The sequence below is a fragment of the Paraburkholderia sp. J11-2 genome (genome assembly GCF_905220185.1).
Lineage (GTDB): Bacteria > Pseudomonadota > Gammaproteobacteria > Burkholderiales > Burkholderiaceae > Paraburkholderia.
Genome location: NZ_CAJMYY010000021.1, coordinates 44,517 through 68,489, shown reverse-complemented (window position 1 = coordinate 68,489; position 23,973 = coordinate 44,517). Strand labels below are relative to the sequence as shown.

The 23,973-nt window shown below is 66.2% G+C and carries 24 protein-coding genes; 14 read left to right on the top strand and 10 right to left on the bottom strand.

Features of this window, described 5'->3' with window-relative positions:
* Nucleotides 1-34: 34 nt before the first annotated feature.
* From kdpC to U5A57_RS26985, 9 genes are all read left to right on the top strand, one after another.
* The gene (gene kdpC / locus U5A57_RS27025) at nt 35-613 is read left to right on the top strand and encodes a potassium-transporting ATPase subunit KdpC (RefSeq protein ID WP_321914690.1); all 579 of its coding nucleotides are present in this window, start codon (nt 35-37) and stop codon (nt 611-613) included.
* 133 nt (nt 614-746) lie between these two features.
* The gene (locus U5A57_RS27020) at nt 747-3,716 is read left to right on the top strand and encodes a sensor histidine kinase KdpD (RefSeq protein WP_321914689.1); all 2,970 of its coding nucleotides are present in this window, start codon (nt 747-749) and stop codon (nt 3,714-3,716) included.
* A complete protein-coding gene (gene kdpE, locus U5A57_RS27015) occupies nt 3,709-4,407 on the top strand; it encodes a two-component system response regulator KdpE (protein ID WP_321914688.1) in 699 nt (232 codons plus the stop codon). The genes U5A57_RS27020 and kdpE overlap by 8 nt, the downstream gene beginning before the upstream one ends.
* A gap of 99 nt (nt 4,408-4,506) precedes the next feature.
* On the top strand, nt 4,507-4,827 hold the full coding sequence (gene sugE, locus U5A57_RS27010) for a quaternary ammonium compound efflux SMR transporter SugE (protein WP_254319094.1): 321 nt from the start codon (nt 4,507-4,509) through the stop codon (nt 4,825-4,827).
* A 212-nt stretch (nt 4,828-5,039) separates the two neighbouring features.
* Nucleotides 5,040-5,654: a DUF4126 domain-containing protein gene (locus tag U5A57_RS27005; protein WP_042272294.1), complete on the top strand. Its 615-nt coding sequence runs from the start codon at nt 5,040-5,042 to the stop codon at nt 5,652-5,654.
* Nucleotides 5,655-5,824: 170 nt separating this feature from the next.
* Nucleotides 5,825-8,353 carry an ABC transporter permease gene (locus tag U5A57_RS27000; protein ID WP_321914774.1) on the top strand — a complete coding sequence of 843 codons (2,529 nt, stop codon included), beginning with the start codon at nt 5,825-5,827 and terminating at the stop codon, nt 8,351-8,353.
* A 97-nt stretch (nt 8,354-8,450) separates the two neighbouring features.
* A complete protein-coding gene (locus U5A57_RS26995; RefSeq protein ID WP_158757369.1) occupies nt 8,451-8,861 on the top strand; it encodes a group II truncated hemoglobin in 411 nt (136 codons plus the stop codon).
* A gap of 159 nt (nt 8,862-9,020) precedes the next feature.
* Nucleotides 9,021-9,755 carry an alanyl-tRNA editing protein gene (locus U5A57_RS26990; protein WP_321914687.1) on the top strand — a complete coding sequence of 245 codons (735 nt, stop codon included), beginning with the start codon at nt 9,021-9,023 and terminating at the stop codon, nt 9,753-9,755.
* Nucleotides 9,755-10,342, top strand: coding sequence for a DUF924 family protein (locus U5A57_RS26985; protein ID WP_321914686.1), 588 nt, complete (start codon nt 9,755-9,757; stop codon nt 10,340-10,342). Before U5A57_RS26990 ends, U5A57_RS26985 begins: the two co-directional genes overlap by 1 nt.
* Before the next feature lie 19 nt (nt 10,343-10,361).
* Here the strand turns inward: U5A57_RS26985 and U5A57_RS26980 are convergent, their stop codons facing one another.
* From U5A57_RS26980 to U5A57_RS26935, 10 genes are all read right to left on the bottom strand, one after another.
* A complete protein-coding gene (locus U5A57_RS26980) occupies nt 10,362-11,108 on the bottom strand; it encodes an SDR family oxidoreductase (RefSeq protein WP_321914685.1) in 747 nt (248 codons plus the stop codon).
* Between the two features lie 59 nt (nt 11,109-11,167).
* A complete protein-coding gene (locus tag U5A57_RS26975; protein ID WP_321914684.1) occupies nt 11,168-11,752 on the bottom strand; it encodes a TIGR00730 family Rossman fold protein in 585 nt (194 codons plus the stop codon).
* Between the two features lie 13 nt (nt 11,753-11,765).
* Nucleotides 11,766-12,488, bottom strand: a complete 723-nt coding sequence (locus tag U5A57_RS26970; protein ID WP_158757374.1) for a TetR/AcrR family transcriptional regulator — start codon at nt 12,486-12,488, stop codon at nt 11,766-11,768.
* Between the two features lie 195 nt (nt 12,489-12,683).
* On the bottom strand, nt 12,684-13,385 hold the full coding sequence (locus U5A57_RS26965) for a diacylglycerol kinase (RefSeq protein WP_321914683.1): 702 nt from the start codon (nt 13,383-13,385) through the stop codon (nt 12,684-12,686).
* Nucleotides 13,386-13,501: 116 nt separating this feature from the next.
* Nucleotides 13,502-14,533 carry a glycosyltransferase family 1 protein gene (locus U5A57_RS26960; RefSeq protein WP_321914682.1) on the bottom strand — a complete coding sequence of 344 codons (1,032 nt, stop codon included), beginning with the start codon at nt 14,531-14,533 and terminating at the stop codon, nt 13,502-13,504.
* A gap of 67 nt (nt 14,534-14,600) precedes the next feature.
* Entirely contained in the window at nt 14,601-15,560 is a 960-nt protein-coding gene (locus U5A57_RS26955; RefSeq protein WP_321914681.1) for a UDP-2,3-diacylglucosamine diphosphatase, read from the bottom strand.
* A 143-nt stretch (nt 15,561-15,703) separates the two neighbouring features.
* The gene (locus U5A57_RS26950; RefSeq protein WP_415774666.1) at nt 15,704-16,252 is read right to left on the bottom strand and encodes an RDD family protein; all 549 of its coding nucleotides are present in this window, start codon (nt 16,250-16,252) and stop codon (nt 15,704-15,706) included.
* A 114-nt stretch (nt 16,253-16,366) separates the two neighbouring features.
* Entirely contained in the window at nt 16,367-17,197 is an 831-nt protein-coding gene (locus U5A57_RS26945; RefSeq protein ID WP_321914680.1) for a DUF3106 domain-containing protein, read from the bottom strand.
* Between the two features lie 26 nt (nt 17,198-17,223).
* Nucleotides 17,224-17,652: a DUF3619 family protein gene (locus U5A57_RS26940; RefSeq protein WP_321914679.1), complete on the bottom strand. Its 429-nt coding sequence runs from the start codon at nt 17,650-17,652 to the stop codon at nt 17,224-17,226.
* Nucleotides 17,649-18,212 carry an RNA polymerase sigma factor gene (locus U5A57_RS26935; RefSeq protein WP_069265288.1) on the bottom strand — a complete coding sequence of 188 codons (564 nt, stop codon included), beginning with the start codon at nt 18,210-18,212 and terminating at the stop codon, nt 17,649-17,651. Before U5A57_RS26935 ends, U5A57_RS26940 begins: the two co-directional genes overlap by 4 nt.
* Before the next feature lie 398 nt (nt 18,213-18,610).
* Between U5A57_RS26935 and U5A57_RS26930 the strand changes: the two genes are divergently transcribed.
* The 5 genes from U5A57_RS26930 (at nt 18,611) to pssA (ending at nt 23,820) form a co-directional block, all read left to right on the top strand.
* Entirely contained in the window at nt 18,611-20,389 is a 1,779-nt protein-coding gene (locus U5A57_RS26930; protein WP_321914771.1) for an acetolactate synthase 3 catalytic subunit, read from the top strand.
* A gap of 116 nt (nt 20,390-20,505) precedes the next feature.
* On the top strand, nt 20,506-20,997 hold the full coding sequence (ilvN, locus tag U5A57_RS26925) for an acetolactate synthase small subunit (protein WP_027795483.1): 492 nt from the start codon (nt 20,506-20,508) through the stop codon (nt 20,995-20,997).
* Nucleotides 20,998-21,113: 116 nt separating this feature from the next.
* Complete coding sequence (gene ilvC, locus U5A57_RS26920) at nt 21,114-22,130, top strand: ketol-acid reductoisomerase (RefSeq protein ID WP_028205689.1); 1,017 nt, start codon at nt 21,114-21,116, stop codon at nt 22,128-22,130.
* A gap of 148 nt (nt 22,131-22,278) precedes the next feature.
* On the top strand, nt 22,279-22,932 hold the full coding sequence (locus U5A57_RS26915; RefSeq protein ID WP_028205688.1) for a phosphatidylserine decarboxylase: 654 nt from the start codon (nt 22,279-22,281) through the stop codon (nt 22,930-22,932).
* A gap of 12 nt (nt 22,933-22,944) precedes the next feature.
* The gene (gene pssA / locus U5A57_RS26910) at nt 22,945-23,820 is read left to right on the top strand and encodes a CDP-diacylglycerol--serine O-phosphatidyltransferase (RefSeq protein ID WP_321914678.1); all 876 of its coding nucleotides are present in this window, start codon (nt 22,945-22,947) and stop codon (nt 23,818-23,820) included.
* Nucleotides 23,821-23,973: the final 153 nt, after the last annotated feature.

The window sequence follows — 23,973 nt, the reverse complement described above, 5'->3', positions numbered from 1 at the left end:
TGGATAGACACGGATAGATACATAGGAAGCCAAAATGAAATCGCAGTTTCGTCCTCTGATCGTGATCTTCGCCGTGCTGACGGTCATCACCGGCCTCGTGTATCCGGCCGTGATGACCGCATTCGGCCAGGCCGCGTTCCATCGCCAGGCCAACGGCAGCCTCGTCGAAGTCGACGGCAAGGTGGTGGGCAGCGCGCTCATCGGCCAGCAGTTCGATGCGCCCCAGTACTTCTGGGGCCGCCTCTCGGCCACCTCGCCCATGCCGTACAACGCGACGGGTTCGGGCGCCTCGAACCTCGGGCCGACCAACCCGGCGCTCGCCGACGAGATCAAAGGCCGCATCGACGCCTTGAAGGCAGCGGGCACCGATGTCTCGCAGCCCATACCCGCCGACCTCGTGACGTCATCGGGCAGCGGCCTCGACCCGGAGATCTCGCCGGCAGCCGCCGCGTACCAGGTGGCGCGCGTGGCGCAGGCGCGCCACCTGAGCGCGAACGACGTCCAGGCGCTCGTGGACCGCTACACGAAGGGCCGTCAGTTCGGCCTGTTCGGCGAGGCGCGCGTGAACGTGCTCGAGCTGAACCTCGCGCTCGACGGCAAAGATGTTGGCTGAGCGACGATTGCCACGCCGCAACGCACGCTCGACGCCTTGCGCGTCGGGCGTGCGGTTTGCCATTTCCGCGCCACGGTGAGACGATCTTTCGTGCCCCAGGTGCAATCCACGTGAATTCCATTCCGGCTTCCGCATGAACCGCCCCGATCCCGACGAACTGCTCGACCGCCTGCAGCGCGACGAAGAAAAACGCCGCCGCGGCAAGCTGAAGATTTTTTTCGGCGCGTCGGCGGGCGTCGGCAAGACCTATGCGATGCTGCAGGCTGCGCGCCGCCGCGCCGAGGAGGGCGTGGATGTGGTGGTCGGCATCGTCGAGACGCATGGCCGCAGCGAGACCGCCGCGCTCACCGCCGGCCTCGACGTCATGCCGCGTCAGCGCATTGCCTATCGCGGGCGTCTGCTCGAAGAATTCGATCTCGACGCCGCGCTCGAGCGCAAGCCGCAACTCGTGCTCGTCGACGAACTCGCGCATTCGAACGTGGCCGGCGCGCGTCACATGAAGCGCTGGCAGGACGTGTACGAGCTGCTCGACGCGGGCATCGACGTCTACACGACCGTCAATGTGCAGCACCTCGAAAGCCTCAACGACGTGGTGGGGCAGATCACCGGCATTCGCGTGTGGGAGACCGTACCCGACCGAGTGTTCGACCGTGCCGATGAAGTCACACTCGTCGACCTGCCCGCCGAAGAACTGCTCGACCGCATGCGCGACGGCAAGGTCTACATGCCGGCGCAGGCCGAGCGCGCGGTGCGCAACTTCTTTCGCAAGGGCAACCTGATCGCGCTGCGCGAGCTGGCGCTGCGCCGCACGGCCGACCGCGTGGACGCGCAGATGCGCGAGTATCGCGCCGACCGCTCGATCCAGCATGTCTGGCAGGCGCGCGAGCGCCTTCTCGTCTGCGTGGGGCCGGGGCCCGAGGCGAACGCGCTGGTGCGCGCCGCCGCGCGGCTCGCCGCGAGCCTGAAGGCCGACTGGATCGCCGTATATGTGGAGACGCCGAAGCTCCAGCGCCTGCCCGATGCGACGCGTGAGCGTACGCTCGGCGCGCTCAAGCTCGCCTCCGAACTCGGCGCCGAAACGGCGACGCTCGCGGGCGAGGACGCCGCGACGACACTCGTCGGCTACGCGCGGCTGCGCAACGTGTCGAAGCTCGTGGCGGGCGGCTCGTTGCGCACGGGCTTTTCGCGCTGGGTGAAGCGCCCGTTCGGCGAGCGCCTGGCCGAAAAAGCCGGCGACGTCGATCTCACGCTCGTGCGCGCGAGTGCGGGCGACGCGGTGCGCCCGGGCAGCGAGGCAGGCGCGGTCAGCGCCGCAACACGCGCCGCCAACGCATGGCGTGAGGCGCTCGCGGCGGGCGGGGCGGAGCGCTCGCCGCCGCGCGCGTACGCGGCCGCGCTCGTGATCTGTGCATGCGTGACGCTCATCGCGAGCCAACTGATCGACCGCATCGACCTCGCGAATCTCGTCATGCTGTATCTGCTCGGCGTGATCTTCGCGGCGACGAAGCTCGGGCGCGGGCCGGGCGTCATGCTCTCGTTTGCGAGCGTCGCGGCGTACGACTTTTTCTTCGTGCCGCCGCGCATGTCGTTTTCGGTGACGGACACGCAATATCTGCTGACCTTCGTCGGCATGCTGCTCACTTCGCTCGTCATCAGCCATCTCACGTCGAGCCTGCGCCGCGAGGCGAGCGTCGCGCAGCGGCGCGAGCAGCGCACGGGTGCGATGTACGCGATGGCGCGCGAGCTGGCCGCGGCGCTCACCACGGAGCAGATTGTGGCGATCGGCAGCCGTCACGTGAGCGAGGTGTTCGGCGCGCGCGTGGCGCTGCTGTTGCCCGATAGCGCCGACAAGGTGCAGCAGAAGATCGAAGAGCCCGATCCGAAGATCATGCTCGACGCCGAAAACCTCGACATCGACGTGGGCCAGTGGGTGTACGACCAGCAAAAGCCAGCAGGCCACGGCACCGATACGCTGCCGGCCACGGCTGCGCGCTACTTGCCGCTCAAGGCGCCAATGCGCACGCGCGGCGTGCTCGCGGTCGTGACGCGCGACACGCGCGAGCTCCAGGTGCCCGAGCAGCAACGCATGCTCGACGCGTTCGCCGCGCAAATCGCGCTCGCGCTCGAGCGTGTGCACTACGTGGACATCGCGCGCGACGCGCTCGTCAACATGGAGTCGGAGCGCCTGCGCAACTCGCTGCTCTCGGCCATTTCGCACGACCTGCGCACGCCGCTCACGGCGATCGTCGGCTTCTCGTCGATGCTCGCGCAAACCCATGAGCCCGAGGAGGCGCAAGACCCCCGCTCGGGCGAGTTGATCGAGGCGATTCACGACGAGGCGCTGCGCATGACGGGCATCGTCACGAACCTGCTCGACATGGCGCGCCTGCAGGCCGGCAGCCTCAAGCTCAATCGACAATGGACGTTGCTCGAGGAAACCGTGGGCGCGGCGCTCGCCGCTTGCCGCCGCGTGCTTGCGCGGCACCCGGTCCAGGTGAAGCTGGAGGAGGGCTTGCCGCTGCTCCAGCTCGACGCCGTGCTGATGGAGCGGCTCTTTTCGAACCTGCTGGAGAACGCGGCCAAGTACACGCCCGCCGACACGCCGCTCACCATCGCGGCGCGCCGCGTGGAGGAGGGCGGCCAGCCGTTCGTGCGCGTTTCCATCGAGGACAACGGGCCGGGTTTGCCGCCCGGCATGGGCGAGCGCGTGTTCGAGAAGTTCACGCGTGGCGAGAAGGAGTCGGCCAAGCCCGGAATCGGGCTCGGACTCGCCATCTGCCGGGCGATCGTCGAAGCGCACGGGGGTACAATCGGCGCGGCTAATCGCGTCGCGGCCGACGGCCATGTGGAAGGCGCGACGTTCTGGTTTGCGCTGCCCGTGGAGTCGCCGCCGCCGCTGCCCGCCGATGTGAACGATACGTCGGAGATGCATGAAGCGCTCGATCCGCTGGAGCCGCTTGAGCCGTCCGGCGACGCGCAACGCGCGAGCGCGACTGAACCCGTCAGCGGCGAATCGGCCCCACGGGTGGCCGTCCCACGGATGGCCGCCCCACGGATGGCCGCCCCCGAAAAAACCTTCGATCCCAAACCCGCAAATGAGTGACCCGAGCATCGCCGTTGTTCTGATCGAAGACGAAAAACAGATTCGCCGATTCGTGCGCGCCACGCTCGAGGGCGAGGGCTTCGTGGTGCACGACGCCGAGACCGGCAAGCAGGGCCTCGTCGAGGCCGCCACGCGCAAGCCGGACCTCGTGATCGTCGATCTGGGCCTGCCCGACACCGACGGCCTCGACGTGATCCGCGAGCTGCGCGGCTGGAGCGATCTGCCCGTCATCGTGCTTTCGGCGCGCACCCAGGAAAGCGAGAAGGTGGCCGCACTCGACGCTGGCGCCGACGACTACCTGACCAAGCCGTTCGGCGTGTCCGAGTTGCTTGCGCGCATCCGGGCGCAACTGCGCAGGCGCAACCGCGGCGGGGCGAACGAAGCGCCGCAGGTGAGCTTCGGCGCGGTGAACGTCGACCTCGCGCTGCGCCAGGTGACGCGCGAAGGCGCGCCCGTGCATCTCACGCCTATCGAGTACCGCCTGCTCGCCACGCTTGTGCGCGACGCCGGGCGCGTGCTGACGCACCGGCAGCTGCTGCGCGAGGTATGGGGGCCGTCGCATGTGGAGAGCAGCCACTACCTGCGGATCTATATGGCGCATCTGCGGCAGAAATTGGAGCGCGATCCCGCGCAGCCCGAGCACATCGTCACGGAGACAGGCGTGGGGTATCGGCTGGTCGGCGTGCAGTGAGCCTGCACCGCGCTGGTGCTATAATTACACTTCTGTAAGGACGGCCTTGCAGTTTTTTTGGTCATCGGGGACGGCCCCATTTTTGAATGGAGCGTCCCCATGTCCTGGTTTCTTCTTCTCATCGCTGGCCTGCTCGAAGTGGCGTGGGCCGCCGGTCTCAAATCTTCCGAAGGATTCACGCGGCTCTGGCCCTCGGTGTTCACCGTGGTCACGGCGCTGGGCAGCTTCGTGCTGCTCGCCATGGCCATGCGTCAATTGCCGCTCGGCACCGCCTATGCGGTGTGGACGGGCATTGGCGCGGTCGGCGCGTTCGTGTTCGGCATCGTCATGATGGGGGAGGCCGTGAGCGCCGCGCGTGTGGCGAGCGCCGCGCTGATCGTGCTTGGCCTCATCGGTCTCAAGCTTTCTTCGGCGGCTTGATCCAATTCGCTATGCATACCGCGGCTCCGACCGAGTGCCGCGGCCGCGCAACACCGCTGCGGCACCGCAGCGAGCGTGGCTATAATGGAACGGTCATAACCCGATAACACTCCGCGCCGCATCAGCGGCGAGCGCGTGCGCACAGCGCGCCTGCTCTCCCGTTTCGCGCGTGGAGCGCCGGCGCCCCGGCCGCGCCGCGCGAGGAGGCAGCCATGCTGGAACCACTTTCGCTAGCAGCGGGCCTGTCCTGGGGCAGCGGCCTGCGCCTCTACCTTACGGTGCTGATGGCCGGCGTACTGCAACGTCTTGGCCTGATTCACCTCCCCGACACGCTTGCCGTGCTCGCTTCGCCATGGGTGATCGGCATCGCCGCCGCGCTCACGGTGCTCGAATTCCTCGCCGACAAGATCCCCGCGTTCGACTCGCTCTGGGACGCGGTGCATACCTTCATCCGCATTCCGGCCGGGGCCGTGCTGGCGGCCGGCGCGCTCGGCCACGCCGATCCGGCACTCTTGACCGTCGCCGCGCTGGCGGGCGGCACGCTCGCAGGCACGGCGCATCTCGCCAAGGCGGGCACGCGCGCGCTCATCAATCTTTCTCCCGAACCGGTGTCGAACGTCGTCACGTCGAGCGCCGAGGACGGCATGACCTTCGTGGGCGTGCTGCTCGCGTTCTTCGTGCCGCTGCTGTTCCTCGTCATGCTCGTGGCCTTTCTCGTGCTCGCGGCCTGGGCGCTGCCACGCCTGTGGCGCGGCGTGCAAGGCGGTTTTCGCGGCATGGCGACGCACATGGTTTCGCGTCTTTCGTTGCGGGGTCGTCACGATTGAGCGGCGGCGCGCCTTCTTCTTCTAACGCAAAGCCGCCGCGCAGCGAAGGCGGCCCGGGCTTTGTGCAGGCTGATCCGCCGGGCGCAACCGGCGGCGGCCAGGGCGGTCGTGGGCCGGTGGCCGTGCGTACGACCCCAAGCTGGTCCGATCTCGTGCATCTTGCCGCGCGCATGACGGCACGCGATTGGCGCGCGGGCGAACTGACCATGCTGCTGCTCGCGCTCGTGCTCGCCGTGGCGGCGCTCGCAAGCGTCGGCTTTCTCGCTGACCGCCTGCAGCGCGGTCTCGAACGCGACGCCCGGCGCATGATCGCCGCCGATTTCATCGTGCGCGCCGATCACCCCGTCGATCCGATGTTTGCGCGCGAGGCGCAGTCGCTCTCGCTGCGCACGGCGACCACGGCGATCTTTCCGAGCATGGTGGGTTCGGGGGCCGGCGCTTCCGCCGCTCCTGGCGCAACGGCCACGCGCCTTGCCGCCATCAAAGCCGTGTCGGCGGACTATCCGCTGCGCGGTGCGCTGCGCATCGCCGCGGCGCCGGGCGCGCCCGATCATGCGGCGCAGGGCATTCCGCCACCCGGCACCGTCTGGGTGGACGACGAACTGCTCGAAGCGCTCAAGCTGCATATTGGCGACACGGTGAAGGTCGGCACGCGCACCTTCACCGTGAACGCGCTCATCACCAAAGAACTCGACCGTGGCTTTTCCTTCGTGAACTTCTCGCCGCGCCTCATGATGCGCGCGGACGAAGTCGCGTCGACGGGGCTGATCGGCTATGGCAGCCGCGTGACCTACCGGCTGCTCGTGGCGGGCGCCGATCCGGCCGTCGCGCAGTTCGCGGCCTGGTCGCGCGAGCGTGTGGATGGCGGCAAGATGCGCGGCGTCGCGCTCGAATCGCTCCAGGACGGCCAGCCGCAGGTGCGCGAGACGCTCGACCGCGCGCGCCACTTCCTCACGCTCGTTTCGTTGCTCACGGCGCTGCTCGCGGCCGTGGCGATCGCGATGGCCGCGCATCGCTACACGCGCCGCCATCTCGACGCGTGCGCCGCGATGCGCTGCCTCGGCGCGAGTCAACGCACGCTGCGCACGCTCTTCGTGCTGGAGTTCGCGGGGCTCGGGCTCGCGGGCGGTGCGGCAGGCGTCGCGCTCGGCTACGCGGGCCACCTCGCGCTGCTGGCGTGGCTCGGCAATCTCATCGACGTCGTGCTGCCGCAGCCCGGGCCGCTGCCCGTGCTCGAAGGCATCGCCGCGGGCCTCGTGTTGCTGCTCGGCTTCGCGCTGCCGCCGCTCTTGCCGCTCACGCGCGTGCCGCCGGTGCGCGTGCTGCGCCGCGAGTGGGGCGACGAAGGGCGCGCCGCGTGGGCGGCGTATGGCGTCGGCATTGCGCTCTTTGCGGGGCTGCTCGTGATCGCGGCGGGGGAGTTGAAGCTGGGCGGCATCGTTGCGGGCGGCTTCGCGCTCGGACTGCTCGTGTTTGCCTGCGTGGCGCGCGCGGCGCTTTGGTGTGCGGCGCGCGTGGCGCGCAGCGGGCGACTGTCCGGCCAGGCGCGCGCGGGTGTGGGCTGGCGCTATGCGCTGGCGTCGCTCGAACGGCGGCCGGGCGCAAGCGCGCTGCAGATCACGGCGCTCGCCATCGGCCTCATGTGCCTGTTGCTGATCGCGATGACGCGCAACGACCTTGTAGATGGCTGGCGCAAGTCCACGCCGCCGGACGCACCCAACGAGTTCCTCATCGACATCCAGCCCGACCAGCGCGACGCCGTGGCGGCCTGGCTGCGCGCGCATGGCATTGCCGGGGCCAACGACAGCGATCTCCAGCCGATGGTGCGCGGGCGTCTCATCTCGATCAACGGCAAGCCGGTGAATCCCGACTCGTACAAGAGCGAGGATGCGCGCCGCCTGGTGGATCGCGAGTTCAATCTCTCGTACACGACGAAGCTGCCCGACGACAACCGCATCGAGGCGGGCACCTGGTATGGCGATTCGGGCACACCGCAGCTTTCGATCGAGCAGGGTCTCGCGAAGCTCATCAACGTGAAGCCCGGCGACGTGCTCAAGTTCGATGTGACCGGCCTCGAAGTCACGGCGCCCGTGACGAGCGTGCGCAAGCTCGACTGGGGCTCGTTCAAGGTCAACTTCTTCGTGCTGATGCCGCCCGGGCTGTTGCGCGATTTTCCGGCGACCTACATCACGAGCTTTCACCTGCCGCCTGGGCAGCGCGAGGTCGTGGACGGTCTCGTCGCGCGCTATCCCAACGTCACCGCGATCGACATCGCGCCGATTCTCGCGCAGATCGAGCGCGTGCTCGAGCAGGTGATCGGCGCGGTGCAGTTCCTCTTTCTCTTTACGCTCGCCGCCGGCGTGCTGGTGCTCTACGCGGCGCTCGCGGGCACGCGCGACGAGCGCATGCGCGAGTCGGCGCTGCTGCGCGCGCTCGGGGCATCGCACCAGCAGGTGCGCGCGGTGCAAGTGGCCGAATTCATCTCGGTGGGGGCGCTCGCGGGGCTCTTGGCGGCGATCGGCGCGCAGGCGATCGGCTCGGTGCTCGCCACGCACGTGTTTCTGTTCTATCTCCCGTTCGATCCGTGGCTCTTCCCGGCCGGCATCGCCGCTGGCGTGGTGTGCGCAGGCGTGGGCGGGTGGATCAGCCTGCGGCACGTGCTCGCGCGGCCGGCGCTGCAGTCGCTGCGCGACGCCTGAGGCGCGAGGCGACAACCCGCCGCCACGCGCCGCTATGCGAGAATTGTTGGTTTCCGGCAATGTGTTGCCGTCCCTCTTTTTGTTCTGATTCAACCGTATGACCGATCCAGCCGACGAAGCGCCGCAGAAACCCACGGCCTTCGAACTCGTCGGCGGCGAGGCGCGCGTGCGCGAGCTCGTCGACCGTTTTTATGACCTGATGGACCTCGAGGCCGACTTTGCGGGCATTCGCGCGATGCACCCGCAAACGCTCGACGGTTCGCGCGACAAGCTGTTCTGGTTCCTCTGCGGCTGGCTTGGCGGCCCGGACCATTACATCGAGCGCTTCGGTCATCCGCGTTTGCGCGCGCGCCATTTGCCGTTCGCGATCGCCTCGTCCGAGCGCGACCAGTGGCTGCGCTGCATGGCGTGGGCGATGGAAGACGTGGGCCTGCCGGAGCCGCTGCGCGAGCGCCTGCTGCACTCGTTCTTCGATACCGCCGACTGGATGCGCAATCACCCGGGTTGATTCGCCGCGCCCGATTGTGCCGGTCCGTGGGCCGGTACAGTCAGGCGCTGGCGCGTCGCGGCCGTCCAGCGGGGTGTTTCACGAGGCGGCCATAATGCCCCTTTGGCTCGCGGCCGCCGTTGCGCGGCCAGCCGTCAGCAAAACAAGGAGACACCCACGATGACGACCACCCGCGCGCTCTTTCGCGAAGACGCCTATCTCACGCAGTGCGAAGCGACCGTGCTTGCCGTTGGCGAGGACGGCGTGCGGCTCGACCAGACCGTGTTCTATCCGCTCGGCGGCGGCCAGGCCGGCGACGCCGGCGCGCTGGTGCTCGCCGACGGCACGCGCATCGAGATTGCCGACACCCGCAAGGCGAAGTTCGAAGGCGCGACGCCCGACGACGCGCTGCACGTTCCCGCGCCCGGCCAGGAAGCGCTGCTCGCGCGCCTCGCCGCCGGAGAGCGCGTGCGCGCCGAGATCGACTGGGCGCGCCGCCACCGGCACATGCGCCTGCATACGGCGAGCCATCTGATGTGCGCGGTGCTGCCGTACCCCGTGGACGGCTGCAGCATCACGACCGACTATGCGCGCCTCGATTTCGCCACGGTCGAGCCGATCGAGCGCGACATGGTGGAGGCGCGGCTTGCCGAACTCGTGTCGGGCGCGCATGCGGTGGCGACCGAATGGATCACCGACGAAGAGATGGCGCAACGCCCCGAACTCGTGCGCACGATGAGCGTGAAGCCGCCCATGGGCTTGGGCCGTGTGCGGCTCTTGCGCATCGAGAGCGTCGATTTGCAGCCTTGCGGCGGCACGCACGTGCGCAACACGCAGGAGATCGGCGCGCTGCGTGTGGCGAAGCTCGAAAAGAAGAGCGCGCGTACGCGGCGTCTCGTGCTGGAACTGGCGTAATGCATCTCGACGCGCGAGCGCACGAGGTGCTCGACTTCTGGTTCGGCGCCCCGGGTTCGGAGGCGTTCGGCCGCGAGCGGAAGATGTGGTTCCGCAAGAATGCGGCGTTCGACGCGAAGCTGCGCGAACGCTTCGGCGCGCTGCTCGACGCCGCCTGCGCGGGCGAACTCGACGCATGGTGCGAAACACCCGAAGGCGCGCTCGCGCTCGTGATCGTGCTCGACCAGTTTTCGCGCAACTGCCATCGCGGCACGCCGCACGCGTTCTCCGCGGACGACAAGGCGCTCGGCATTGCGCGTGCGATGGTGGAGAGCGGCGCGGATCTGCGCCTGCCCACGCTGCAGCACCGCTCGTTCGCCTATCTGCCGTTCGAGCATGCCGAAAGCGCCGAAGCGCAGCGCGAATCGCTGCGGCTTTTCGGCGAGCTGGCGAAAGAGCCTGAAGGGCAGGGCTACTACGATTACGCAGTGCGCCACGCGAACGTCTTCGAGCGCTTTGGGCGCTTTCCCCATCGCAATGCGCAACTGGGCCGCGTGTCCACCGACGAAGAGACCGCGTTCCTGCGCGAGCGCGGTTCGTCGTTCTAGCTGAGTCCGGCGCTCGGCTTCAGCGCCCGCCGCTCACGTCGAGCAGGGCGCCCGTGACGTAGGACGCAGCGTCGCTCAGCAACCACACGATCGTTTGCGCGACTTCGTCGGCGCTTCCGGGCCGGCCGAGCGGCGTTTGCGCGCCGAGCACGGCGGCGCGATCCGGGCGACCGCCGCTCGCGTGGATCTCGGTGTCGATGAGGCCCGGGCGCACGGCGTTCACGCGCACGCCTTGCGGGCCGAGTTCCTTGGCCAGTCCAATTGTCATCGTGTCGACCGCGCCCTTCGACGACGCATAGTCGACATATTCATTGGGCGAGCCCAGCCGCGCGGCAGCAGAAGAAACGTTGACGATCGCGCCGCCGTCGCCGCCGCGATCCTTCGACATGCGCCGCGCCGCTTCACGTGCGCACAGAAACGCGCCATACACGTTCACGTCGAACATGCGCTTCAGGCGCTCGGCGCTCATGTCGGCGACCTGGCTGCCCGGCGCCACGATGCCTGCGTTGTTCACGAGCGCATCGATACGGCCGTAGGCCGATTCGAGCGCGTCGAACATCGCGATGACGTCCGCCTCGTTCGCCACGTCGCCGCGCAGCACGCGCGCGTGGCCGCCCGCGCGGCCCACTTCGGCGGCGGTTTCGTCGGCGGCCGGTTCGTTGTGCAGATAGTTGACGCCCACGGTCCAGCCGTGCGCGCCAAGCAGACGCGCCGTCGCGCGGCCAATGCCGCGGCTTGCGCCAGTGATCAGGACAACCTTGCTCATTGCGACGGACTCATCGTAGTGACTGCGGTTTGTCGAGGGAACAGAAGCGTGCGGCTAGATCAAACGTTCTCGCGCAAGTCCGCCCACTTGTCCTTCTCGGGCGCGTGGTAGCGCTGAAGCTTGGCGATCAGCGCCGCGGGGTCGCTATCGGTTTGCAGCATGTCGCGGTAGGTCTGGCGCATGAAGCCTTCGCGCACCGTGTGGTCGAGCAGCGACATCAGCGGATCGTAAAAGCCTCCGATGTTCAGCACGCCCACCGGCTTGCGGTGATAGCCGAGCTGCGCCCACGTGTAGACCTCGAACAGCTCTTCGAGCGTGCCCGCGCCGCCCGGCATCGCGACGAACGCGTCCGAGAGGTCGGCCATCATTTTCTTGCGATGGTGCATGTCGGGCACGACGTGCAGCTCGGTGAGGCCCGCATGGCCCACTTCCTTGTCCACCAGCAGCTCGGGAATCACGCCAATGGCGCGGCCGCCGCCCGCCATCACGGTGTCGGCGATCACGCCCATCAGTCCGACCTTGCCGCCGCCATAGACGAGCGCGAGGTTCGCGGCGACGAGCGCGCGGCCAAAGGCCTGGGCGGCTTCGGTATAAATCGGGTTGGCTCCGGGTGAGGAGCCGCAATACACGCAGACTGCTTTCATTCGGCTTTGGCCTTTATTCGCGGTTGTCCTTGGCGGCGCCCGCGCCTTCGCGCGGCGGCAGGTAGTCGTAGAACTCGCGCTTCGGGAGCTTGCCCGAGACGAGATCGTCGAACAGCTCGCGCGCGCGGCCGCGCAGATACGGCGCCATCAGCGAGACGATCTGCACGCTCACCTGGTGCAGCTCGTCGCGAATCGCTTCCTGGTCGTTGTACTTGCGCGGGTTCATCACGAACTGGTACGACAGCCAGTAGGTGGCGATCACACCAATGTTGGTCGAGATCACGTCGATCTCGGCGGGCGTGGCGACCATGTCGCCGTCTTCCACGAGCTGCTCGCAGAACTGCTTCGCGAAGTGCACCTTGTGGCTGATGATCTGCTTGAAATGCATCTCCAGCGTGCGGTTGCGCGCGAGCAGGTCGTTCAGGTCGCGATAGAGAAAGCGGTAGCGCCACGTGAAGTCCACCATGTACTGCAAGTACGCCCACATCTCGTCGATGGTGGCGCGATGGTCTTCGGGAAAGCGCAGACGCTTTTCGATCTCCTGCTCGAACTGGCTGAAGATGCTGTTGATGATGTCGTCTTTGTTGCGGAAGTGGTAGTACAGGTTGCCTGGACTGATCTCCATTTCCTCGGCGATGGTCGTCGTGGTGACGTTCGGCTCGCCGATTTCATTGAACAGTTTCAACGACAACTCGAGAATCCGTTCACGTGTACGGCGGGGAGGTTTGGCATCCATGTCGTCCGGCCCTGAAAATGCTGTGCCGGGCGCGAGGCGCCCGCTTGTATATTGCGGTGCGCGCGGCCCGGACGTGGTTGGTCGTTATAAGACTGTCGTTCGATTATAAACCGACGGCCCGCGCGCACCGACAGCTTGCGCCTGTCAAGAGCGTGGGGCAGAGGCGGGGCCCCGCTACACGGGGGTGTTCGGGCACTAGAGTACGCCGATTCCGTGCAGCAGCAGGGGCCCGAAGCGGGGTACGAGGATCAGCCCCCAGGTCAGCACGCAGAGCAGCAAGGCGAGCGTGACGGCCGCGCTGCCCAGGTCCTTGGCGCGGCCCGAAAGCTCGTTGCGCTCGAGGCCGATGCGGTCGACGGCGTTTTCGATGCTCGAATTGAGCAGCTCGACGATCAGCACCAGGATCACCGAGCCGAGCAGCAGCACACGCTCGACCGGCTCGACCGGAATGAACACGCCGATGGGCACGAGGATGGCCGCGAGCGTGAGCTCCTGGCGAAACGCGCTTTCCTCGCGGATGGCGGCGCGAAAGCCCTTGATCGAGTACTTGAGCGCCTTCCATGCGCGGGTAATGCCACGGTTGCCCTTGTACGGGTTAAAGGGCAACGGAGCGAGCGGATCGTCGGGGCCGAGCGGTTCGTGCAGGTGCGGCGGCTCGGGCGGCTCCGGTGGGGCTGCGCGTGCCGCGACAGGAGCGGCGTGCTCGCTTACCGATGCGGTTTGCGGCTCGACGCCGGGTGCGGCCGGTGGATTAGCGGCAGAAGCCGGCGCGCGCGGATCGAGCGCTTCGGCGGTACGCGCGGCACGCGTCGAGCCGCCCGCACTCTGGCGGGCTGGCGGATTGGGATTGTGTGCGCCCTGGGCGCTATGCGGCGGTGACGGAGGACGGGGCGTCATGGTGGTGCCAGGTAGTACCCCAGTATCGCACGCGTGAGAGGCGGTTGCGCCGGGGTCGTCCGTCTCCCCGGCGCGCTCGCGGACAATCGATGCGCGGACCATGGCCGGCCTCGTGCTCAGGCGGCAGCGCTGGAAGGCTCCATCGTCGCGCGCGAGCGCGGCTTGAGATGCGCCGCGAATTGCTCCGAAGCCGCACGCCACGAGAAGCGCTCGGCCCAGGCGCGCGCCTCGGCGCGATCGATCTTCAACGCTTCGAGACACGCTTCGCGCAGGTCGTCGTTCATCGAGCCCGCGCCGCCCGTGCCGAGCACGTCGATCGGGCCCGTCACCGGGTAGGCGGCCACCGGCGTGCCGCAGGCGAGCGCTTCGAGCAGCACGAGGCCGAAGGTGTCGGTGCGGCTCGGGAACACGAAGACGTCGGCGGCGGCGTAGACCTTCGCAAGCTCGGGCTGGCTCAGGACACCCAGGTAATTCGCCTGGGGATAGCGCGACTTCAGCTCGGCGAGCGCCGGACCTTCGCCGCACACCCATTTCGAGCCTGGCAGATCGAGCTTGAGAAACGCCTCGACGTTCTTTTCCACGGCTACGCGGCCCACATAGAGGAAGATGGGGCGCGCCGTGTTGAGCACCTTCGACTCCATCGGCCGGAAGATGTCGAGGTCCACGCCGCGCGTCCACAGCACGACGTTCGTGAAGCCGAACTTCTCGAGGTCGGTCTTGACGACGGGCGTGGGCGCCATGACCGCGAGCGAAGGCTTGTGGAACCAGCGCAGGAAACGGTACGTCAAGGACAGCGGTACGCCGAAGCGCGCCTGCACGTACTCGGGAAAGCGCGTGTGATAAGCGGTCGTGAAAGGCAGGTCGTGGTCGATCGCGTAGCGGCGCGCGGCGAGTCCGAGCGGACCTTCGGTTGCGATGTGGATGGCATCGGGGCCGAATGCGCGAATGCGGTCCCGCAGATGTCGCTTCGGAAACAGCGAGAGCTTGATTTCCGGGTACGTGGGGCAGGGTATCGTGCGGAACTCCAGCGGCGTGAGCAGTTCGACCTGATGTCCGAGCGCGATGAGTTCGCGCGTCGTGTTTTTCAGCGTTCGAACCACGCCGTTTACCTGCGGCTCCCATGCATCGGTCACGATCATTACTTTCATTGGTCGTCGGCCCTCTCGGCGTTACGTAGTGCGGTTATGGCTGCAGTTGCGTAGCGGTAGTCGTTTCTCAAACGGCGCTCACGCGCGCCTTGCGTGTCGAGACCTGCGCTTCCGGTGCGCGCTTCACGGTCCAGTAGACGATGCGCAACTCGCCCTCGAACGTCTCGACGAGCGCGGAAAGGCTTTCCACCCAGTCGCCGTCGTTGCAGTACAGAATGCCGTCGATGTCGCGGATCTCGGCCTTGTGGATGTGGCCGCAAACCACGCCGTCGCAGCCGCGGCGGCGCGCCTCGTCGGTCATCACGCGCTCGAACGAGGAGATGAAGTTCACCGCGTTCTTCACCTGATGCTTGAGGTACTGCGAGAGCGACCAGTACTGGAAGCCGAGCTTCGCGCGCACGCGGTTGAACCAGCGGTTGAGCAGAAGGATCAGCGTATAGGCCGAGTCGCCGAGATAGGCGAGCCACTTGGCGTGCTGGATCACACCGTCGAAGAGATCGCCGTGCACGACCCACAGGCGTTTGCCGGCCAGCGTCGTGTGAAAGGCTTCCTCGCGCACGTGGATGTCACCGAACGCGAGATTGCAGAACTGGCGCGCGCTCTCGTCGTGGTTGCCCGGAATGTAGATGACCTGGGTGCCCTTGCGCGCCTTGCGCAACACCTTTTGCACGACGTCGTTGTGCGCCTGCGGCCAGTACCAGCCCTTCTTCAACTGCCATCCGTCGATGATGTCGCCCACGAGGTACAGATACTCCGACTCGTTGTGGCGCAGAAAGTCGAGCAGATACGAGGCCTGGCAGCCGCCTGTGCCGAGATGGATATCGGACAGCCAGATCGTGCGGTAGCGCGTGGGGTCGGGGTGATCGTCGTCGTGGGAGCCGCTGCTGGAGGCGTCGTCGAACGAAGCGGGCGGCAGGGGCGGGGCGGGAAAGGTGGCTCCGCCGGGGGACGGGTGGAACGTGGCGGAATCGGTGCCTCGTCCGGTGGTCTGCCGGAACAGGGTGGTCGCTGACGTCTTTTGGGCCATGGCGCGCGCGGCAGGTTGGAATACGCGCATTGCGCCATGCCGCCGTGACGGCAACATGACAGTCACGAGAAGGTCTCGTTACGCAGTCCCAGGTGGTGCCATGCCCACGCTTTTCCGGCGCGAGGGAGAAGGTGATGCGGCTGCTACGCCGACGTGCGTTGTCGCGCAATTGCGACAATGCGCGTGCCCGCAATGCGGTCGTGAAGGAACTGCCGGTCGTGGGAGAAGCGGGCGCTGGCGGCCCAGAGCGCGAACCAGACGGCTTCGAGAGCGAGCGTGTGCGGAACGGAAAGACTGAGCAGGGGATGCAGCACGAGCGGCGGCAGGAACCACAGCCACGCGGCGAGGTAGCGCAATGCTGCTCGCGCGAGCGTGGGCGGCTGGCCGTCCGGGCCGATCACACGCAGGCGCCAGGTCTTCATCGGCAGTGTTTGCCCGCCTTTGTGCCAGAAGCCGACGAAGTACACGCCGGCCACGGAGATGATCCAGGCCGCCATCGCGTTGTGATGCGTGTAGCCGTTGCGCTGCTGCATGACGAGGCTGAACGCGAGTCCGGCGGCAAAGACGACGCCGAAAAGCAGCACGCTCTCGTAGACGAATGCGGCGAGGCGGCGGCGAATCGAAACAGGCGCGGGTTCAACGGGGAAGACGACGGCGGACGGCAGGGCGGCGGCTTGGGCGCTTTCGGACACGATGGCGTCGGTTCGGGGACGGGACGCCCAAGCATAACCTCGAAAACGCGCGCGACGAAATGGTCGGAACGCTGCGGCGGGGTTAACGAGGGGGCGTGAGCGCCGGTGGAGGCTTCAGGAGCCCTTGAACGCCGCGGGTGCTTCGGCGGGTGAGACGGGAATCGGCGTGGCCGGCACGAAGCTGCCGGCGGCGGGAATGCCCGACGCAAACGACGAAGCTGCCGGCGGCTCGCTCGGCGTGCCAGGCGCCGTGGGCGCGAGACCTGAACCCGTGCTGCTCGCGCCGCCCGCGCCCGATGCACCCGTGACGCCGGCGGGAGCATGCGGCAAGCCGCCATGATCGCGCTCGTTGACGAGGCGCTGAATATCGCGAATCTCGCTCTTGTTGCCGCTCGGCGGGGCGCTCACGACGGTGGGCCGGCGCTTGTGCTCGCTCGCGGCAAGGCGTTCTTTCTGCTCTTCGGGGAGCTGCTGGTAAGCCTTCCAGGCGCGCTGGCGCGCCTGCGCCGGCAATTCCTTGGACACCTGGTAGTTTTCGCGCGCGACGCGCCGTTGCTCCGGCGTCATGCCAACCCATTCCGCCATGCGTTCATGCAGGCGCTTTTGTGCTTCGGCTGACATCTTCGGATAACGTGCTGCGATCTTCAGCCATTTGCGTTTTCGCTCGTCGCTGAAGCGATCCCATTCAACAGCGAACGGTGCGAGAGCGACGTGCTGCGCTTCACTGAGGCGCGCCCACGCGAGCGGGTCGGACTGGCCGCCAGGCGCCGGCGCGAACGCGGTCGCAATCGGATTGTCGGCCGAGGGCGCTTTCACCGGCGCGGCCGCGCCAGCGGTGATTTCGCCAGTCGGCTCGGGGTGAAAGCGCGGGTAGGTCGCCACATACGACACGACTGCCGCGACCACAGATCCAATGACAACGGCCAGGCCGCGCTTGTAACTCACCCCGTCGGTCTCCTGCTCAGATTTCCTTAGTGCGCGCGCGTCAGATACGCGTTGAACCCGTGATCGAGGTAGGCCGTGAGCGGCAGGTCGTCGCTCAGCATGGCCGCGTCGATATCGGCGAGTTCAGCGGTGCGTTGCTGATCTTCGAAGTACGCAATGGCAAAGAGGCCCGCCACGAGCGCCGCAAGCGGCCAGGCGAGCGCGAAGCGCGCGAACGCAGAACGGCGGCGCGCGGGCAGGTGCGCCGGCGCGCCGGACAGGCTGCCGACGCCGGCTGCGGCGAGCGACGGCGCGCGCACGAGCACGACCTCTGCCTTTTTCTGGGCGAGCGCGGTCTTGCGTGCGGCGGCGAGCCGGGCGGTGGTACCAGCGGGCAGGTTGGCGGCGCTCTCATCGAGCGCACGACGCATCTCCCGCACGAACTCTAGTTCTTTATTTTCGAGGGCGGAGCTCATAGCGTGATTCCTTTGGCCTTGAGCGCTTGCGCCAGCGTGTGGGTGGCCCGGGAGCAGTGCGTTTTCACGCTGCCTTCGGAGCAGCCCATTGCGGCGGCAGTCTCGGCGACATCCATATCCTCCCAGTAACGCATCAGAAACGCCTCCCGTTGACGTGCCGGTAATTTCTGGATCTCGTCGTCGATCATCTGGAGCACCTGAGCGCGCTCGATCTGCTGCTCGCTGCTTTCGGCGCCAGCCGTGCCCTGCTCGGCCTCGAAGGTCTCGAGGGGGTCGAACTCCTCGTCATCGGCGTTGCCGAGCGACGAAAACAGACTCACCCAAGTATTGCGTACTTTCTGCCGACGAAAATAGTCGTGCATCGTATTTTGCAAAATACGCTGAAAGAGCAGGGGGAGTTCTGCGGCCGGGCGGTCTCCGTATTTTTCCGCGAGCTTGATCATCGCGTCCTGCACGATGTCGAGCGAGGCGTCGTCGTCCCTTACGGCGTAGACCGTCTGCTTGAACGCGCGTCTTTCGACGCCCGCCAGAAAGTCGGCGAGTTCCTTGTCTGATGCCATCCGTTGCAGGGCGCCGCCGCCAGCGTACGCGTAATCGTTCGAAAAAAGTCGTAAAACTCGCGGATCCTAGCAAATTTTCGCGCCGGCAGGGTAGCAGGAAGGCTGTGAGAATGCTTCGCATCATAGAGGTGCATGCCTTCGTGGTGCCCCTGTCGGCTCCTGGCGGGCGCCGCGAGGCGTGCGCGATGTCGCAACGTTCGTGCCTGCGTTCTCAATATTTGCTTGACCGAAAGGCATCGAGCCGCTATCTTCGACGGTTCGCAACATAAGTGACTTGTCTCAATTCGGATGTGGCCCAAGAAGCTCATCTGTCAACTGGACGCGCCGCTTGAACCCGAGCCACAAGCCCGGCAGAGAGCACCCGATCAATTTTTTGCCGAAAATTCGAAAGGTGAATGATGAATATGCCCAGCGCGGAATTCTCCACGTCGGTCCCCCCTTCGCAAGAATCTGACCCTCAAGGCAACACCCAATCCATCGGCGGAACCGTGCTGATGAAGGCGCTCGCCGACGAGCAGGTCGAATTCATCTGGGGCTACCCCGGCGGCTCGGTACTCTACATCTACGACGAGCTGTACAAGCAGGACAAGATCCAGCACGTTCTCGTGCGCCACGAACAGGCAGCCGTGCACGCGGCCGACGCCTATGCGCGTTCGACCGGCAACGTCGGCGTGTGTCTCGTGACCTCGGGACCTGGCGTCACCAACGCGGTGACGGGCATCGCGACGGCCTATATGGACTCGATCCCGATGGTGATCATCAGCGGCCAGGTGCCTACCGCCGCGATTGGTCAAGACGCCTTCCAGGAGTGCGACACGGTCGGCATCACGCGTCCCTGCGTGAAGCACAACTTCCTCGTGAAGGACGTGCGCGACCTCGCCGCTACCGTCAAGAAAGCTTTCTACATTGCGCGCACCGGCCGTCCCGGCCCCGTGCTGATCGACATTCCGAAGGACGTGTCGAAGACGCCGTGCGCGTATGAACCGGTGAAGAACGTTTCGCTGCGCTCGTACAACCCGGTCACCAAGGGCCACTCGGGGCAGATCCGCAAGGCGGTTTCGCTGCTCCTCTCGGCCAAGCGTCCGTATATCTACACCGGCGGCGGCATCATCCTCGCCGATGCGTCGCGCGAACTGAACCAGTTCGCCGATCTGCTCGGCTACCCGGTCACGAACACGCTGATGGGTCTGGGCGGCTACCGCGCAAGCGACCGCAAGTTCCTCGGCATGCTCGGCATGCACGGCACCTACGAAGCGAACATGGCGATGCAGCACTGCGACGTGCTGATCGCGATCGGTGCGCGCTTCGACGACCGTGTGATCGGCGACCCGGCGCACTTCGCCTCGCGTCCGCGCAAGATCATTCACATCGACATCGACCCGTCGTCGATCTCGAAGCGCGTGAAGGTCGATATCCCTATCGTCGGCGACGTCAAGGAAGTGCTCAAGGAGCTCATCGAGCAGCTTCAGCACGCCGAACACGGTCCGGATACGGCCGCGCTGGCCGACTGGTGGAAGGACATCGAAGGCTGGCGCGAGAAGAACTGCCTGAAGTTCGACCGTTCGAGCGACATCATCAAGCCGCAGTACGTGGTGGAAAAAGCGTGGGAGCTCACGGGCGGCAACGCGTTCGTGTGTTCGGACGTGGGCCAGCACCAGATGTGGGCCGCGCAGTTCTATCGCTTCAACCAGCCGCGCCGCTGGATCAACTCCGGTGGTCTCGGCACCATGGGCTTCGGCCTGCCGGCGGCGATGGGCGTGAAAATGGCACACCCGGACGACGACGTGCTGTGCATCACGGGCGAAGGCTCGATCCAGATGTGCATTCAGGAGCTGTCGACCTGCAAGCAGTACGACACGCCCGTGAAGATCATTTCGCTGAACAACCGCTACCTCGGCATGGTCCGCCAGTGGCAGCAGATCGAATACAGCAAGCGCTATTCGCATTCGTACATGGATGCGCTGCCTGACTTCGTGAAGCTCGCCGAAGCGTATGGCCACGTCGGCATGCGGATCGAAAAGACCGCGGACGTCGAGCCGGCGCTCAAGGAAGCGCTGCGTTTGAAGGACCGCACGGTGTTCCTCGATTTCCAGACCGACCCTTCCGAAAACGTCTGGCCGATGGTTCAGGCCGGCAAGGGCATCACAGAGATGCTGCTCGGCTCGGAAGACCTGTAACGGTATTTGCCATGGCGCCGTTTCAACCTCGCGCGGCGCGCGTCCACACAAGGGGCGCGCGGGTTCGCGGGGAAGGGCGGCAGCCTCGTCAACCTGGATAAATCGCGGATCACACCATGAGACACATTATTTCCGTTCTGCTGGAAAACGAGCCGGGCGCGCTCTCGCGCGTGGTCGGCCTCTTCTCCGCACGCGGCTACAACATTGAAACCTTGACGGTGGCGCCGACCGAAGACCGTTCGCTGTCGCGCATGACCATCGTTTCCATTGGCTCGGACGACGTGATCGAACAGATCACGAAGCATCTGAACCGCCTGATCGAGGTGGTGAAAGTGGTCGACCTTACCGAGGGCGCCCACATCGAGCGCGAGCTGATGCTGATCAAGGTAAGGGCGGTCGGCAAGGAACGTGAGGAGATGAAGCGGATGGCGGATATTTTCCGCGGCCGCATCATCGACGTCACCGAAAAGACCTACACGATCGAACTGACGGGCGCGAGCGACAAGCTCGACGCGTTCATCGAAGCGATCGATGCGACCGCGATTCTCGAAACCGTTCGAACGGGCGGCTCGGGCATTGGGCGCGGAGAGCGCATTCTGAAGGTGTGACCCGACCACAGTCGATCTTGCACCGGAACTTGACCGGATGCGTTTTCAATCGCATCCGGTGCAGCAAAAGCTAACAGCAGTACCGAAATTCACCAGACTCTCGCCAAGGAACCAACATGAAAGTTTTCTACGACAAGGACGCCGATCTCTCCCTCATCAAGGGCAAGCAGGTCACGATCATCGGTTACGGCTCGCAAGGCCACGCACACGCGCTGAACCTGAAGGACAGCGGCGTGAACGTCACGGTCGGTCTGCGCAAGAACGGCGCATCGTGGAGCAAGGCTGAGAACGCCGGCCTGCAGGTCAAGGAAGTGGCCGAAGCGGTGAAGAACGCCGACGTCGTCATGATGCTCCTGCCCGACGAGCAGATCGCCGATGTCTACGCGAAGGAAGTCCACGCGAACATCAAGAACGGCGCAGCGCTCGCATTCGCGCACGGCTTCAACGTGCACTACGGCCAGGTGATCCCGCGCGCCGACCTCGACGTCATCATGATCGCCCCGAAGGCGCCGGGCCACACGGTTCGCGGCACCTACTCGCAAGGCGGCGGCGTGCCCCACCTGATCGCTGTCCACCAGGACAAGTCGGGCGCAGCACGTGACATCGCGCTGTCGTACGCAGCGGCGAACGGCGGCGGCCGTGCCGGCATCATCGAAACGAACTTCCGCGAAGAAACCGAAACCGACCTGTTCGGGGAACAAGCCGTGCTGTGCGGCGGTACGGTCGACCTGATCAAGGCTGGCTTCGAAACGCTGGTGGAAGCCGGCTACGCGCCGGAAATGGCGTACTTCGAGTGCCTGCACGAACTGAAGCTGATCGTCGACCTGATCTACGAAGGCGGCATCGCCAACATGAACTACTCGATCTCGAACAACGCCGAGTACGGCGAGTACGTGACGGGCCCGCGCGTCATCACGGCCGAGACGAAGAAGGTCATGAAGGAAGTCCTGAAGGACATCCAGACCGGCGAATACGCCAAGAGCTTCATCCTCGAAAACAAGGCCGGCGCGCCGACGCTGCAATCGCGTCGCCGTCTTGGCGCCGAGCACCAGATCGAAGTGGTCGGTGCGAAGCTGCGCGCGATGATGCCGTGGATCGCAGCGAACAAGCTCGTCGACCAGTCGAAGAACTAATCTGACGGTTCGAATCTGATTGTGCGTGCGGTTTTGTACCCTCGCAGAACAGATTGATCCGAATCGGACCCGAAAAAGCCGCCCAGGTGGGATGAACCCTGGGCGGCTTTTGCTATCCTACGGTTTTTAAAATAACAGCGAAGCCACCATGAATTACCCCCATCCGATCATCGCGCGCGAAGGCTGGCCGTTCATCGCCATTGCGGCCGTCGTGGCGCTCTTGATCCATGCGGTCGCAGGCTTCGGACTCGCATGGCCTTTCTGGCTGATCCTGATCTTCGTCGTTCAGTTCTTCCGCGATCCGCCGCGCCCGATCCCGAGCCAGGCCAATGCCGTGCTGTGCCCGGCCGACGGCCGCATCGTCGCCGTGGAAACCGCGCACGACCCGTATGCAAACCGTGAAGCGCTTAAGATCAGCGTGTTCATGAACGTCTTCAATGTGCACTCGCAGCGTTCGCCCGTGGATGGCGCCGTCGCCAAGGTCGAGTACTTCCCGGGCGCGTACCTGAACGCCGCCATCGACAAGGCTTCGACCGAGAACGAGCGCAACGCCGTGGTCCTGACGATGGCCGACGGCACGACCGTCACCTCGGTGCAGATCGCGGGCCTCATCGCGCGCCGCATTCTCTGCTACGTGCGCGCCGGCGAGCCGCTTTCGCGCGGCCAGCGTTATGGCTTCATCCGCTTCGGTTCGCGCGTCGACGTCTACCTGCCCGTGGGCAGCCGCCCGCGTGTGTCGATCGGCGAGAAGGTGTCCGCCTCGTCGACGATCCTCGCCGAACTGCCGACCCAATCGGCATAAAGGAGGGCTGCGATGGCCGGATTCAAACAGCGTCGACCCCGTAACCCTGCAGGCGCACCGCTGCCGCGGCCGTTCCGGCGCAACAAGGCCGTGCAGGAGCCCTTGGGCGTCGCCGCGAACCGGCGCGCGGCGCGCCAGGAGTTCCTGAAGAAGCGCGGCATCTACCTGCTGCCCAACGCGTTCACCACGGCGGCGCTCTTCTGCGGCTTTTTCGCGGTCGTGCAGGCCATGAACGTGCGCTTTGAGGTGGCGGCCATCGCGATTTTCGTGGCGATGGTGCTCGACGGCATGGACGGGCGCGTGGCGCGCATGACGCACTCGCAGAGCGCGTTCGGCGAGCAGTTCGACAGCCTTTCGGACATGGTGTCGTTCGGCGTCGCGCCGGCGCTCGTGATGTACGAGTGGGTGCTCAAGGATCTCGGGCGCTGGGGCTGGCTCGCGGCTTTCATCTACTGTTCGGGGGCGGCGCTGCGCCTTGCGCGCTTCAACACGAATATCGGCGTGGTGGACAAGCGCTTCTTCCAGGGCATGCCGAGCCCGGCAGCGGCCGCGCTGATCGCCGGCTTCGTCTGGCTCGCCACCGACAACCGCGTGCCCGTGAAGCTCTCGTGGCTGCCCTGGGTGGCCTTCGTGCTGACGATCTACGCGGGCGTGACGATGGTGTCGAACGCGCCGTTCTACAGCGGCAAGGCGCTGGATGTGCGCCATCGCGTGCCGTTTGCGGCCACGCTGCTCGTGGTGGTGGCGTTCGTGCTGGTGTCGTCCGATCCGCCGTTGATGCTGTTCGGCCTCTTCGTGCTCTACGGGCTTTCGGGCTATGTGTTCTGGGCCTGGCAGGCCGTGCGCGGACGCTCGAATCCGGCGCGCTCTTCGCCGCGCGAGCGGTAGAGCGCGGGGGCGGGAATGCCATAAAGAGGGCTGCGCGCGAGCGCGGCCCTTTTTCTTTTTGCACTCGCCCGCGCTGGTCTGCCTATAGCGGCCCTCTCCAATTGCGCTATCGGCGGATTCCGGCTATAGTCGGCGGCATGGACACCATCCAGT